Annotated in this window: 16 protein-coding genes; 12 read left to right on the top strand and 4 right to left on the bottom strand. The window is 69.2% G+C overall.

All coding sequences use genetic code 11. The annotated features are described in order from the left end of the window. Positions 1–57 precede the first annotated feature (57 nt). Together DEU36_RS05890 and DEU36_RS05885 are read right to left on the bottom strand one after the other, a co-directional pair. Positions 58–729, bottom strand: a complete 672-nt coding sequence (locus tag DEU36_RS05890; RefSeq protein WP_023952231.1) for a TrkA family potassium uptake protein — start codon at positions 727–729, stop codon at positions 58–60. Further along, on the bottom strand, positions 722–2164 hold the full coding sequence (locus tag DEU36_RS05885; protein WP_120263334.1) for a TrkH family potassium uptake protein: 1443 nt from the start codon (positions 2162–2164) through the stop codon (positions 722–724). The genes DEU36_RS05890 and DEU36_RS05885 overlap by 8 nt, the downstream gene beginning before the upstream one ends. A 100-nt stretch (positions 2165–2264) precedes the next feature. Here DEU36_RS05885 and DEU36_RS05880 point away from each other — a divergent pair, with 100 nt between their 5' ends. The 6 genes from DEU36_RS05880 to DEU36_RS05855 all read left to right on the top strand — a co-directional run bounded on the left by DEU36_RS05880 (position 2265) and on the right by DEU36_RS05855 (position 4148). Continuing rightward, positions 2265–2672: a helix-turn-helix transcriptional regulator gene (locus tag DEU36_RS05880; RefSeq protein ID WP_120263333.1), complete on the top strand. Its 408-nt coding sequence runs from the start codon at positions 2265–2267 to the stop codon at positions 2670–2672. A gap of 101 nt (positions 2673–2773) precedes the next feature. Then, the gene (locus tag DEU36_RS05875; RefSeq protein WP_094262527.1) at positions 2774–2965 is read left to right on the top strand and encodes a helix-turn-helix domain-containing protein; all 192 of its coding nucleotides are present in this window, start codon (positions 2774–2776) and stop codon (positions 2963–2965) included. An 83-nt stretch (positions 2966–3048) separates the two neighbouring features. After that, a complete protein-coding gene (locus DEU36_RS05870; RefSeq protein WP_003792170.1) occupies positions 3049–3147 on the top strand; it encodes a 30S ribosomal protein bS22 in 99 nt (32 codons plus the stop codon). Positions 3148–3266: 119 nt separating this feature from the next. Then, entirely contained in the window at positions 3267–3560 is a 294-nt protein-coding gene (locus DEU36_RS05865) for a rhodanese-like domain-containing protein (RefSeq protein WP_120263332.1), read from the top strand. Between the two features lie 16 nt (positions 3561–3576). Continuing rightward, positions 3577–3849: a glutaredoxin family protein gene (locus DEU36_RS05860; protein WP_120263331.1), complete on the top strand. Its 273-nt coding sequence runs from the start codon at positions 3577–3579 to the stop codon at positions 3847–3849. Then, a complete protein-coding gene (locus DEU36_RS05855; RefSeq protein ID WP_120263330.1) occupies positions 3846–4148 on the top strand; it encodes a Dabb family protein in 303 nt (100 codons plus the stop codon). The genes DEU36_RS05860 and DEU36_RS05855 overlap by 4 nt, the downstream gene beginning before the upstream one ends. 39 nt (positions 4149–4187) lie before the next feature. Here DEU36_RS05855 and DEU36_RS05850 read toward each other — a convergent pair whose 3' ends face one another. After that, entirely contained in the window at positions 4188–5381 is a 1194-nt protein-coding gene (locus tag DEU36_RS05850; RefSeq protein ID WP_120263329.1) for a mechanosensitive ion channel family protein, read from the bottom strand. A gap of 89 nt (positions 5382–5470) precedes the next feature. Continuing rightward, positions 5471–6811 (bottom strand): aspartate--tRNA(Asn) ligase, encoded by a 1341-nt coding sequence (gene aspS, locus DEU36_RS05845; protein WP_120263328.1) that lies wholly within the window; start codon positions 6809–6811, stop codon positions 5471–5473. A gap of 99 nt (positions 6812–6910) precedes the next feature. Between aspS and DEU36_RS05840 the strand changes: the two genes are divergently transcribed. Genes DEU36_RS05840 through ccsB form a run of 6 tightly spaced genes read left to right on the top strand, consistent with a single transcriptional unit; the run spans position 6911 to position 12636 of the window. Beyond that, positions 6911–7636, top strand: a complete 726-nt coding sequence (locus DEU36_RS05840) for a DedA family protein (protein WP_120263327.1) — start codon at positions 6911–6913, stop codon at positions 7634–7636. A gap of 52 nt (positions 7637–7688) precedes the next feature. After that, positions 7689–8330, top strand: a complete 642-nt coding sequence (locus tag DEU36_RS05835; RefSeq protein ID WP_120263326.1) for a histidine phosphatase family protein — start codon at positions 7689–7691, stop codon at positions 8328–8330. Beyond that, positions 8330–8944 carry a TlpA disulfide reductase family protein gene (locus DEU36_RS05830; RefSeq protein ID WP_120263325.1) on the top strand — a complete coding sequence of 205 codons (615 nt, stop codon included), beginning with the start codon at positions 8330–8332 and terminating at the stop codon, positions 8942–8944. The genes DEU36_RS05835 and DEU36_RS05830 overlap by 1 nt, the downstream gene beginning before the upstream one ends. Then, on the top strand, positions 8941–9807 hold the full coding sequence (locus DEU36_RS05825) for a cytochrome c biogenesis CcdA family protein (RefSeq protein WP_120263324.1): 867 nt from the start codon (positions 8941–8943) through the stop codon (positions 9805–9807). The genes DEU36_RS05830 and DEU36_RS05825 overlap by 4 nt, the downstream gene beginning before the upstream one ends. Continuing rightward, positions 9788–11563 (top strand): cytochrome c biogenesis protein ResB, encoded by a 1776-nt coding sequence (locus DEU36_RS05820; protein ID WP_120263323.1) that lies wholly within the window; start codon positions 9788–9790, stop codon positions 11561–11563. The genes DEU36_RS05825 and DEU36_RS05820 overlap by 20 nt, the downstream gene beginning before the upstream one ends. A 5-nt stretch (positions 11564–11568) precedes the next feature. Further along, positions 11569–12636, top strand: a complete 1068-nt coding sequence (gene ccsB / locus DEU36_RS05815; RefSeq protein WP_120263322.1) for a c-type cytochrome biogenesis protein CcsB — start codon at positions 11569–11571, stop codon at positions 12634–12636. Positions 12637–12877 lie beyond the last annotated feature (241 nt).

The raw sequence follows: 12877 nt of genomic DNA, 5'->3' as shown, positions 1-12877 counted from the left end.
TTACCCGGCCCAACTGGGACCTCGAGGCGGGGGCAGCGCGCAGCAGCGCGGGGCAGGTCAGCGGTCGAGTGAGGCGAAGCGCTCGATGTCGGAGTTCGTCCCCGAGACGATGATGAGGTCGTGGTTGGTGACGACGGTATTGGCCTCCGCGTAGCGGAAGGGCTTGCCGGGGCTCTTCACGCCGACGACGGTGACACGGTACTTCGTGCGCACTCCCGACTCGTTGAGACCGACGCCGCGGATGAACTTCGGGGGGTACATCTTCGCCAGGACGAAGTCGTCGTCGAAGCGGATGAAGTCGAGCATGCGCCCGCTGACGAGGTGGGCCACGCGCTCGCCGGCCTCGCGCTCGGGGTACACGACGTGGTTGGCGCCCACGCGGGCGAGGATCTTGCCGTGCGACTGCGAGACGGCCTTCGCCCAGATCTGGGGGACCTTCAGGTCGACGAGATTCGCGGTGATGAGCACGGACGCTTCGATCGACGAGCCGACGGCGACGACGGCGACCTGGAAGTCCTGTGCGCCGATCTGCTTGAGCGCGTCGAGGTTGCGGGCGTCGGTCTGCACGGCGTGCGTGACGCGCTCCGACCACTTCTGCACGAGCTCGAGGTTGTCGTCGATCGCGAGAACCTCGCGGTCGAGGCGGTCGAGCTCGCCCGCGCAGGCGGCGCCGAAACGCCCCAGCCCGATGACCAGCACGGGAGCGTCGCTTCGGATCTGCTCAACCAACGATCGGCCTTTCAACGGGCAGGGCGTACAACTGCGAACGGGATGCCGCGGCCACCGCTGCAGCGAGTGTCACTGTACCAACGCGTCCCATGAACATGACGAGGGCCATGACGTACACCGCGGGCTCGGGGAGTTCGGCCGTCAGGCCTGTCGACAGCCCCACGGTCGCGAACCCGGAGATGACGTCGAAGAGCACCTCGTCGACGGGAGCCTTCGTGATCTGCGCGATGGTCACGGTGCCGATCGCGACGATCGTGGCGCTCCACGCGACGACCGAGAGCGCCACGCGTTGGACGTCGCTGGGGATGCGGCGGCCGAACACCTGCACCGACGGACGTCCCTTCGCCTCCGACCACACGGCGAGGGCGAGCACCGCGAGGGTGGTGACCTTGATGCCGCCGGCGGTGGAGGCAGATCCGCCGCCGACGAACATGAGCATCGATCCGACGATGAGGGACGAGCCGTGCATCTCGCCGATGTCGATGATCGAGAAGCCGCCCGACCGGGTCATCGCTGAGATGAAGAAGGCCTGGAAGGTCGTGTCCCACGCCTCCATCGACCCGAAGGTCGCGGGATTGTCGTACTCGAGGAGCAGGAAGACTCCGGCGCCGGTGAAGAACAGGATGACCGTGGTGATGATCGTGAGCTTCGCGTGCAGCGACCACGCGCGCACATGCCACTGGTGCCGCCAGAGCGTGAAGATCACGGGGAAGCCGATCGACCCGAGGAACACGCCGACCATCAGCACGGTGAGCATCACGTAGTCCTGCGCGAACGGCTGCAGCCCCTCCGCGTTGGGTGAGAAGCCGGTGTTGGTGAAGGCCATGGCCGCGTAGTACGGGGCCTCCCACAGGGCGGTGAGGGGATCGACGCCGCCGAGCAGCAGCGACGGGTACAGCAGGACGGCGAGCCCCGCCTCGATGACGAGCGTCGACAGCGCGACCGTGCGCAGCAGCAAGCCGACCTCGCCGAGGCGGACGGCCTGACCTTCGTTGACCGGACCGCCGTGTGCGCGCATCGGATTGCTGTCGCCGGCGGCGATGAGCTTCGCACGCAGGCCGAGGCGCTTGGAGATGACGAGCCCCAGGATCGACGCGAGTGTCAGCACGCCGAGGGCACCGACGTTGACGCCGATGTAGATGAGGATGTGGCCGAACGGCGACCAGTGCGTGGCCATGTCGACGGTGGCCAAGCCCGCGACGCAGATCGTCGACACCGCGGTGAAGAGCGCATCGGCGAAGGGTGTAGCCCGGCCCGATGCGGATGCCGCGGGCAGGGAGAACAGCGTCGTGAAGACGAGGATCAGCGTCGAGAAGATCAGCACCGCGAAGCGTGAGGGCGAGGCGGTCGCCAGGTCGCGACCGGCGTCCCAGGCACTGCGTCCGAAGCCGCCGAGACGGGTGAGGACGATCGCGCCGACGGACCTGTCCGCCATGCGTGTTCCTCCCCACGATCGCAGCTGTTGCTCCCGGCTCCGCAGTAGGTCGGTGCCGATGTCATGGTACTCGGGCGCGCGCGCCGACTAACCTGAATGCATGGCGGACATCTTCGACGTGATCGCCGACGGCACCCGTCGGGACATCCTGCGGCTCTTGCTCGATCGGGACTCCGATCCGCGCTCCTCCGGGACGAGCGTCTCGCAGATCGTGAACGAGCTCGGCGTGAGCCAGCCGACGATCTCCAAGCACCTCAAGGTGCTGCGAGGGGCCGAGCTCGTGACCGTGCGCGAGGAAGGGCAGCACCGCTACTACAGCCTGTCGCCCGAGCCGCTCGACGTCGTCGACGACTGGCTCGTGCCGTTCCTCTCCTCGGAGGCTTACGACGCCGAGCCCGTCCCCGCGCTCCCCGAGCAGGCGGTCGCCGCGGCCGAGCTGGTCGGGCGGGCTGCGGCATCCGCGAAGCACGCCGTCACGAGCGTGTTCGGCAAGCGTTCCGCGCGCTGACCCCGGCACATCCCGCGCCCCGGAAGCAACAGGCGTCACTTCGGTTTACACGCGTCGCGCCTCGCCCCTAGAGTGTTCGCATCCGGGGGAAAGGGATGACGATGGCCGAGCTGCCCGATGTGCGCTTCCTCACTGTGGCGGAGGTGGCGGAGATCATGCGGGTGTCGAAGATGACGGTGTATCGCCTCGTTCACTCCGGCGAGCTGCCCGCTGTGCGCTTCGGCCGCAGCTACCGCGTACCCGAATCTGCGGTGCGCGACGCCGTGCAACGGCCGATCGCCGACGTCGGCTAGACTGATCCGAGGCATTTTTCGCGAGGTGCCTGTTCCCGGACGCATACGAGATGCGTCCAGACCCTGACATAGTGAGGTTTTCCGTGGGTTCTGTCATCAAGAAGCGCCGCAAGCGCATGGCGAAGAAGAAGCACCGCAAGCTGCTTCGCAAGACTCGCCACCAGCGCCGCAACAAGAAGTAAGTCGCGGCGACGTCACTGAGCGCCCCATTCGGCTCCGGCCGAGGGGCGCTTCGTGCTTTCCGGGTGCCGCCGCCACGGTGCTGTGCGGTGCGGCCTAGGCTGAACGTGGAGGAATGAGCATGAAATCCATCACCATCGACGAGCTCCGTGCGGGCCGCGACATCCCCCTCATCGACGTGCGCGAAGACCACGAGTACGCCGCGGGGCGCGTGCCCGGCGCGATCAGCATTCCGATGTCGCAGCTCGGTGAACGCATCGACGAGCTGCCCGACGGCGCCTTCGACGTGATCTGCCAGGCCGGCGGACGGTCGGCCCAGGTGGTCGCGGCTCTCGAGGCCCGCGGCTACGACGCCACGAACGTCACCGGCGGTACGGGCGAGTGGGCCGCACGCGGCTTCGAGCTCGAGCGCTGACACCGCTTCGCGTCTGATGCGCACCCTCACCCTCATCTCCAAGCCCGGCTGCCACCTCTGCGATGTCGCCCGCGAGATCGTCGACACCGTCGTGGCCGACCTGCCCGCCGGCACCGAGGTCGATGTCGTGGAGCGATCGATCTTCGATGACCCGTCGCTTTTCGAGCAATGGTGGGAGAAGATCCCCGTCGTGCTGATCGACGATCGCCTCCACGCGCACTGGCGCGTGTCCGCCGACCGGCTGCGCACCGCGCTGACCGAGAAGACCCCGACCGAGGAGCCCGCATGACCATCCGCCACGTCGTCGCCTGGAAGCTCGCCGCTGAGGACGCCGCGACCCGGGCCGAGCACGCCGCCGAGGTGTCGCGCCGCATCCAGGCCCTCGTGGGTGTCGTCCCCTCGATCCGCTCGCTGAGCATCGGACCGAACGCTGCCTACGCCGAGGTCAACGGCGACGTGGCACTGGTCGCCGACTTCGATGATGTCGCCGGACTCGAGGAGTATCAGGTGCACCCGGCTCACCAGGAGGTCGCCGCCTTCGTCCGCGGCGTCGTCGCGAGCCGCATCTCGGTCGACTTCGAGGTCTGAGCCGAGGCTCCACCGCACGCGGCGGCGCGGACGAGCGCGTCAGTCGCGCCGATCGCGCTCGGCGAGGTCGCCTGTCACGATCACCGGGATCGCGTTGGTGAACGTGCTCGCCCGTCGCTCCGCCTCGGCGCTCCCGGTGAACAGCCCGTCGTTGGTCGGCGTGGGGTCGTGCGTGATGGCATGGTCGTCGCCGTGGCCCGGGGTCGCGGCATCCGACATGACGATGCGCTGCACCGGGACGGCCTGCGGCATGGTGCGCTGCACCCACATCACCATCGCCTCGCGCACGAGACAGCGCAGGTCGAACAGCGTGGGGGCATCCTTCGCGGTGACCAGGATGCGCACGCGCACATAGCCGGCGACGGCATCCGTCACCTGCAGCACCGATGTCCGGCGGTCCCAGAGGTCGGTCTTCTCGAGCACATCGTGCAGATGGGCGCGCATCGCGGTGGGCGAGACGTTCCAATCGAGGTCCATCTCGACGGCGCCCAGCAGCTCCGAGCCGCGCCGAGTCCAGTTCTCGAACGGGGTCGTGGTGAAGTAGGTGCAGGGGAGGACCAGACGCCGGTCGTCCCAGAGGTCGAGCACGACGTAGCTGAGGGTGATCTCGCCGACGCGACCCCACTCGCCGTCGGCGACGACGACGTCATCGACACGCAGCGCGTCGCTGAAGACGATCTGCAATCCCGCGAAGACGTTCGCGAGCACCGACTGGGCGGCGAGTCCGGCGACCACCGAGGCGATACCCGCAGAGGCCAGGACGCTCGCTCCGACGGCGCGCACCGAGTCGAAGGTCAGCAGAACCGCACCGATGCCGATCACGATGATGATCGCGACCGCGAGGCGGCGGACGATCAGCATCTGCGTGCGGATGCGGCGGGCGACGCGGTTGTCGGGCACATCGATGCGGTACCGGCCGAGCGCGACATCGGTGACGACGAGTACGAGGGAAGCGAGCAGCCAGGCGCTCGCGGCGATGATCGCGATCGTCAGGACCTGGCCGAGGACCGACCGCCACAGCTCGTCCGGGAACGACGTCTGCACCGCCGCCCAGAGGGCGATGGCGACGAGCAGCGACCGGAACGGGGCACGGGAACGACGACTGAGCACCTCGGGCCAACGCTGCCGTCGCGCCGCGATGCGCAGCGCGACATGGGCGACCACCGCGATCACAGCGGCGACCGTGAGGCCCACCAGTACAGCGATGGCGAACTGCATCCACCCGTCCCACATACGTTCTGCTCCTTCCGTCGCCGAAGAAGCCACGATACGGGCGGTGCCGAACGCCGGCTGTGCGCTTGCCGGGTGCGTGGGGGGATGTGTTACGGGGCGAGGCGCGTCGGACCGCGGAAGAGGTAGGTGACCTCGCGGATCGACGACTCGCCGAGCAGCAGCATCAGCACGCGTGCGAGACCCATGCCGAACCCGCCGTGGGGCGGGGCGCCGTAACGGAAGAAGTCGAGGTAGAAGTCGAGGTGCTCGGGCTCGAGACCCTTCTCCTTGGCCTGCTCGATGAGAACGTCGACGCGGTGCTCGCGCTGCGCGCCCGTCGTGATCTCGACGCCGTTGAAGAGCAGGTCGTACGACTTCGTGAGCCCGGTCTCCTCGTCGCGCATGTGGTAGAACGCGCGGATCTCGGGGTGGTAGTCGGTGATGAAGACGAACTGGTGGCCGTACGTCTCGAGCACGTGCGCCGAGATCTGGCGCTCGCCCTCGGGGTCGAGGTCGCCGTCGGTGCGCGGGATGTCGTAGCCCCGGGCCGCGACGATCTCGCGCGCCTCGGCGAGCGGGATGCGGGGGAACGGGGTCTGCGGCACCTGCACCTCGACGCCGAACAGCTCGGCGATCTCGTCACCGTGCTTGTCCTTGACGGCCTGGAAGGCGAACTGCAGCAGCTCCTCCTGCATCGCGGCGACGTCCTCGTGCGAGTCGATCCAGCTGATCTCGGCGTCGATCGAGGTGAACTCGGTCGCGTGGCGCGAGGTGAAGGACGGGTCGGCGCGGAAGACGTCTCCGATCTCGAAGATCTTCCCGAAGCCCGCCGACTGCGCCATCTGCTTGAAGAACTGCGGGCTCTGAGCGAGGTACGCGGTCTTGTCCTCGAAGTAGGGCACCTCGAACAGCTCGGCTGCCGACTCGGATGCCGATGCCATGAGCTTGGGGGAGTGGATCTCGATGTAGTCGCGCTCGATCCAGTAGGTGCGCATCGCGTGCTCGAGCGTCGTCTGCACGCGGAAGATGAGGTTGTTGCGGCGCTGGCGCAGGTCGAGGAAGCGCCAGTCCATGCGCTTGTCGAGGCCGGAGTCGGCGGCGATCGGGGTCTCGGGCAGGGCCGCAGCCGCGATGTCGAGGGCGCCGATCTTGATCTCGACGCCGCCGAGCTTGACCCGCTCGTCGTGCTTGAGGTCTCCCGTGACGGTCAGGAAGGTGCCCGTCGACAGGTTCGAGATCAGCTCGGTGAGGGCGAGGGCCGCGGCATCCTGCTCGCTGCCGTCCTCGGCCGGGCGGGTCGCGGGGTTGACCAGCTGCACGGCGCCGGTCTCGTCGCGGAGGATGACGAACTGCACCTTCTTCTGATCGCGGACGGTCTCGACCCATCCGGACACCGAAACGGGGCCGTCGGGGCGGGCCTGCAGCTGCTGGACGAGAACGCGTTCACTCACGAGGGGAGAGTCTACGCGTCCAGCTATCTCCGACGTCGCGCCCCTAGGCTGTGCGCGGGGCCCGCCCGGGCATCCGATCACCGAGCGCGAAGGCACCCGATGACCGTCTTGACCCGCACCGCCTACGCTCACGCGTCGGCACCGGCCGCCGAGGAGGGAGGGTCGTGGCTGACGACCCTCGCCGACTGGACCGTCTCGCTCATGGACACGATCGGGCCCGCCGGCGCGGCGATCGCGGTCGGCATGGACAATCTCTTCCCGCCGATCCCGAGCGAGGTCGTGCTCCCGATGGCCGGGCTCGCCGCCTCGCGCGGCTCGTTCACCCTCGCGGAGGCGATCCTGTGGACGACCTTCGGGTCGGTCTTCGGCGCCTACATCCTCTACGTCCTCGGCCGGTGGCTCGGCGCCGACCGCCTGCGCCGCATCGCCGACCGGATGCCGCTCGTGACCGGCGACGACGTCGTGCGGTCGGTGCACTGGTTCGAGAAGCACGGGTCGATCGCCGTGTTCTTCGGGCGCATGGTGCCGCTCTTCCGCAGCCTCATCTCGATCCCCGCGGGGGTCGCCCGGATGCACTGGTGGAAGTTCGGGCTGCTCACGACGGCGGGCAGCCTCATCTGGAACTCGATCTTCGTGATGGCGGGCTTCCTGCTGGGTGAGAACTGGCACATCGTCGAGCAGTACGCCGAGATCTTCCAGACGATCGTGATCATCGTCGTCGCCGTGCTCGTCGTGTGGTTCGTCGTTTCGCGCGTGCGCGACCTGCGGCGCGGCCGGACCACCGGTTCGGGCACCGCCCCCGAGCCGAGCCCGGAGGGGCCCTGACCGGTCGTGCGCTCAGGGTCCGCATAGGAGCGGCCGCCGTAGACTGGAGACCGTGCCCGCAGCCCGTCTCCACCTCGTGCGCCACGGTGAGGTCCACAACCCCCGGCGCGTGCTCTACGGACGGCTGCCGCACTTCGGGTTGAGCGAGGACGGCCGTCGTATGGCCCGCTCCGCCGCCGAGTACGTCGCGTCGCTGGACCGCCCGGTCGCCGCGCTGATGTCATCTCCGCTGCAGCGCACCCGCGAATCGTCCGAACCCTTCACCGAACTCTTCGGCCTCGACCCCGTCATCGACGAGCGGGTCATCGAGCCGCACAACGTCTTCGAGGGCCGGCGCATGCGCCACGCGCTCGTCAATCCCTTGAACTGGCGGCACCTGCGCACGCCGGCGACCCCCAGCTGGGGTGAGCCGTACATCGAGATCGTGGCGCGCATGGACGCTGCGATGCGCGACGCATGGCATGCGAGCGATGCGGGCGACGTCGTGATCGTCTCGCACCAGCTGCCCATCTGGATCACCCACCTCGCGATCGCGGGTGAACCCCTGCGCCACGACCCGCGCCGACGTCGGTGCGCCCTCTCGAGCGTCACGAGCTTCGAGCTCGGCGACGGGGGAGAGCGCGCCGCGTGGCGCGAGGTCGCATATGCCGAGCCCGCATCGACCGCGGGCGCCGTCGATGTAGGAGCCGTCTGATGAAGCGTCGCCTCATGGCCGCCGCCCTCGCCCTCGGACTCGCGGCTGGGCTCGCCGCCTGCTCGAGCCCGAACGACGACCTCGCCGGGCAGTACCGCGACGGTGACAACAAGGGCTTCATCTCAGGTGACGGCACGACGACCGAGATCCCGGAGGCCGAACGGGGCGCCCCGATCGAGTTCACGGGAACGGCCGTCGACGGCTCGACGGTCTCGAGCGCCGACTACGCCGGAAAGCCTCTCGTCCTGAACTTCTGGTACGCCCAGTGCGGGCCGTGCCGCGCCGAGGCGCCGCTGCTCCAGGAGGTCTACACCGACACGCAGGCCGTCGGCGCCGACTTCCTCGGCATCAACATCTACGACGGGCCCGAGCAGGCTGCGGCCTTCGAGCAGAACTACGGCATCGGCTACCCCTCGCTGCTCATGCAGGGCGACGGCGAGCTCAAGCTGGCGCTCGCGGCATCCGCGTCGGTCCAGGCCGCCCCCACGACGCTCGTGCTCGACACCGAGGGCCGGGTCGCCGCGCGGATCGTCGGGCAGCTTCGGGATGCCGGCATCCTCCGCACTCTGGTCGAGGACGCCGCGAAGGCGGGCGCCGGCGCGGGATCGTCGTGAACCCGGGCGAGATCGTCTTCGGCGGAGCCCTGTGGCTCGCGGTGCCTATCGCCGTGCTCGCGGGCCTCGTCTCGTTCCTCTCGCCGTGCGTCCTGCCCCTCGTGCCCGGCTACCTCGGTTTCCTCGGCAGCGCGGTCACGCCGCGTGAGCCCGCCGCCGGTGCGGCCGGCCGCGACGGGAATCGGAGGATCTCGCGAACGTCGGAGGATGCGGGCGGATCGGTCCGCGTTTCGACGGATTCTCCGACGGTGGCGAAGGCGACCGTCCCCTCCGGCCCCGGCCCCGGCCGCGGACGACTCCTCCTCGGCGTCGGGCTCTTCATCGCGGGATTCACCGTCGTCTTCCTGGCGATGGGCGTCTTCGCGGGCACCATCGGCCGGGTCTTCTTCGAGTACCAGGACGTCATCACCCGCGTGCTCGGCGCCGTGGTGATCGTGCTCGGCCTCGTCTTCGTCGGGATGTTCGGCTTCGCGCAGCGCATCTACCGGCCGCAGCTGCGACAGAACCTCGGTCTCGCCGGAGCCCCGCTGCTCGGCATCGCGATGGGCATCGGCTGGGCGCCGTGCATCGGTCCGACCCTCGCCGCGATCCTCTCGATCGCGCTCAGCCAGGCCGACCCCGCCCGTGCGGGGGTTCTCGCGGTCGCGTACTCGCTCGGCCTCGGCATCCCCTTCGTGCTTCTCGCGCTCGGCGCGAGCTGGGCCACCCGCTCCGTGGCGTTCGTGCGCCGGCACATCCGCGTCGTGAACATCGCCGGCGGTGCGTTGCTGGTCGTTCTCGGCGTGCTGATGGTCACCGGCGTCTGGACCACGATCATGTCCGTCTTCCAAGGAGTGGTGGCCGGTGTCCCGACCTTCCTCTGACCAGGCCGATCCCTCGGCGCCGCTGCGACCGGGCGACCACTCCGACGCCCCTCTCGACAGCGGGGCCGACGGCGACCGCCCGATCACGCAGCCCCAGCTCGGCGTCGTCGGATGGCTGCGGTGGGGCTGGCGTCAGCTGACGAGCATGCGCACGGCGCTCGTGCTGCTGCTCCTGCTGGCGATCGCCGCCATCCCGGGGTCGATCGTGCCGCAGCGCGGCGCCGACCCCAACGGCGTCACCCAGTGGCGCACCGACAACCCCGACCTGTATCCGATCCTCGACGCGCTGCAGCTGTTCGACGTGTACACGTCCGTGTGGTTCTCGGCGATCTACATCCTGCTGTTCGTCTCGCTCGTCGGGTGCGTCATCCCGCGGACGAAGCACCACTGGCAGGCGATGAGGTCGCGTCCGCCGCGCACTCCCGCCCGCCTGTCGCGGCTGGCGGATCACCGCACGGTCGGCGTCTCCCTGCGCGACGACGAGGATGCCGCGGCCGTCGCCTCCGCCGCCATCGACGAAGCCCAGCGGCAGCTGCGCAAGTCGGGCTACCGCGTCGAGCGGTACGACTCGGGCCAGACCGCGTCGGTCTCGGCCGAGCGCGGCTATCTGCGTGAGACGGGCAACCTCGTCTTCCACGGTGCACTCGTGGGCGTGCTGATCTCGGTCGGCGTCGGCGGGGGCCTGACCTACACGGGCCAGACCGTCATCGTCGAGGGCGACACGTTCGTCAACTCGCTCGGTCTGGGCTACACCTCGTTCAACCCGGGTCGGTTCGTCGACACCGACCAGATGCCGCCGTACTCGCTGACCCTCGACGAGTTCGACGTCTCGTACGGTCCGTTCACGGGGGGACCGGGCCACGGTATGGCAGGCGACTTCCTCGCCCATCTCACGGTGGCCGAGCCCGGGCAGGAGCCGCGGGACGGCGAGGTGCGGGTGAATCATCCGTACGGGATCGAGGGCGACCGCATCTACCTGATGGGCAACGGGTACGCCCCCACGATCACCGTCCGCGACGCCGCGGGCGAGGTCGTCTTCAGCGAAGACGTGCCGTTCCTGCCGCAGGACAACAACATGACCTCGATCGGCGTCGTCAAGATCGCCGATGGGATGCCGCAGCAGCTCGGACTCGCCGGGTTCTTCTACCCGACGGCGGCGACACTCGAGTCGGGGGCCATCGCCTCCGCCTACGGCGACCTCACCAACCCGCTCGTGACCTTCCGCGTGTACGAGGGGGACCTCGGCATCGACGACGGAACGCCGCGCTCGGTCTACACGCTCGACCCGACCGGTATGGAGCAGATCGCCGGCGGCGACTCGGGGGTCGCGTCGCTCGAGCTCGAGCCCGGTCAGACGGTCGACCTGCCCGGCGGCCGCGGCACCGTGACGTTCGAGGACCAGCGGGCGTCGGGTGCCGACGAAGCGGTGAAGCGTTACGTCTCGCTGTCGATCCACCGCGACGTGGGGGCGCCGTTCGTGCTCGTGTTCGCGATCCTCGCCACCCTGGGCCTGCTCGCGGGGCTCTTCGTGCCGCGTCGGCGCCTGTGGGTCAAGGCGACTCCCGTCGACGGTGCGATCCGCCTGGAGTACGCCGGCCTCGCCCGCGGCGAGGATCCCGCGATCGCCCAGGCGGTCGCCGACATCTCGCGCAGCCACCTCGCCGCCCTCGGGCGTGACGAGGTCGAGCTGCCGCCGGAGGCCGAGCGTCCCCGTCGTCCCCGCCCCGCCCCCGCGCAAGCGCCCGACGTAAACTGAGGATCATGCCCGAAGATCTGTCGCTGGATGCCATTTCGGTCCTGCTCGTATGGACAGCGGTGGCTGTGTACGCGCTGGCCTTCATCGCCTACGCGGTCGATCTGGCGCGCCGGTCCGACCTCGCGCTGAAGACGAAGGACACGGTTCCGGCGGCGGCCGCTGCGCCCGCCCTCGTCGCCGCAGGCGGCGCTCAGACGATCGGCGAGATCCGCGCTGCGGAGGCGCAGGCGGAGCTCGCCCTCAACGCTCGGCCCGCAGACCGCCCGCGTCTGCTCTGGGCGCGCATGGGCACGACCCTGACCTGGATCGGATTCCTGTTCCACCTGGGGGCGACCGTGCTGCGCGGCATCGCCGCCGAGCGTGTGCCGTGGTCGAACATGTACGAGTTCGCCCTGACCGGTCTGCTCCTGGTCGTCATGGTCTATCTCGTGGTGCTCTTCCGATACGACCTCCGCTTCCTCGGTACCTTCATCACCGGGCTCGCGGTCGTCCTGCTCGGTGGTTCGGTCATCAACTTCCACGTCGCGGTGGTGCCTCTCGCCGACCCGCTGAAGTCGATCTGGCTCGTCATCCACGTCTTCGTGGCGTCGTTGGCGTCGGCGTTCTTCGCGCTGGCGTTCGCCCTGTCGATCGTGCAGCTCATGCAGGCGCGACGCGAGGGGCGTGCTCTCGCCCGGGTCAGCGGCGAAGACGGTGAGACGGCATCCGCGGCATCCGCGCCCCGGCGCGATGGCGCGCGGTTCCTTCGCACCCTGCCGAGTGCCGACGCCCTCGAGTCGCTTGCTTACCGCTTCGCGATCATCGGCTTCATCTTCTGGACCTTCACCCTCATCGCGGGCTCCATCTGGGCCAACGACGCGTGGGGCCGGTACTGGGGCTTCGACACGAAGGAAGTGTGGACCTTCGTCATCTGGGTGCTCTACGCCGGGTACATCCACGCTCGCGCGACCCGCGGCTGGCGCGGCACCCGCAGTGCCTGGCTCTCGATCGTCGGCTTCTCGGCGGTGCTGTTCAACTTCATCATCGTCAACCAGTTCTTCAAGGGCCTCCACGCGTACAGCGGCCTGAGCTGACCCCTCGCTGAGCTTGCGCCCGGTTGGATTGGCAGGAGGTGCCCGTTCCCGGCGTGCGAGCGGGCGTGATCTGCCAACCGAGGCACGTCGTGGTGCGGGGACATCGCTTCGGTTGGCAGGAGGTGCCCGGTCCCGGCGTGCGAGCGGACGTGATCTGCCCACCGAGGCCTGACGTCGTCGGGGCGTGACCTGTCGGCTGAAGACCCGGCGGGCTATTCGCCCGCGTCGCCCGTACAGCTCC

It is taken from the genome of Microbacterium sp. AG238, assembly GCF_003610405.1.
Classification (GTDB): Bacteria; Actinomycetota; Actinomycetes; order Actinomycetales; family Microbacteriaceae; genus Microbacterium.
This window is presented reverse-complemented; position numbering and strand designations above follow the sequence as displayed.

Coding starts and splice junctions, on each gene's coding strand:
- DEU36_RS05885 (WP_120263334.1), bottom strand. CDS start 2,164: ATGGCGGACAGGTCCGTCGGCGCGATCGTCCTCACCCGTCTCGGCGGC.
- DEU36_RS05880 (WP_120263333.1), top strand. CDS start 2,265: ATGGCGGACATCTTCGACGTGATCGCCGACGGCACCCGTCGGGACATC.
- DEU36_RS05875 (WP_094262527.1), top strand. CDS start 2,774: ATGGCCGAGCTGCCCGATGTGCGCTTCCTCACTGTGGCGGAGGTGGCG.
- DEU36_RS05865 (WP_120263332.1), top strand. CDS start 3,267: ATGAAATCCATCACCATCGACGAGCTCCGTGCGGGCCGCGACATCCCC.
- DEU36_RS05860 (WP_120263331.1), top strand. CDS start 3,577: ATGCGCACCCTCACCCTCATCTCCAAGCCCGGCTGCCACCTCTGCGAT.
- DEU36_RS05855 (WP_120263330.1), top strand. CDS start 3,846: ATGACCATCCGCCACGTCGTCGCCTGGAAGCTCGCCGCTGAGGACGCC.
- DEU36_RS05850 (WP_120263329.1), bottom strand. CDS start 5,381: ATGTGGGACGGGTGGATGCAGTTCGCCATCGCTGTACTGGTGGGCCTC.
- DEU36_RS05840 (WP_120263327.1), top strand. CDS start 6,911: ATGACCGTCTTGACCCGCACCGCCTACGCTCACGCGTCGGCACCGGCC.
- DEU36_RS05830 (WP_120263325.1), top strand. CDS start 8,330: ATGAAGCGTCGCCTCATGGCCGCCGCCCTCGCCCTCGGACTCGCGGCT.
- ccsB (WP_120263322.1), top strand. CDS start 11,569: ATGCCCGAAGATCTGTCGCTGGATGCCATTTCGGTCCTGCTCGTATGG.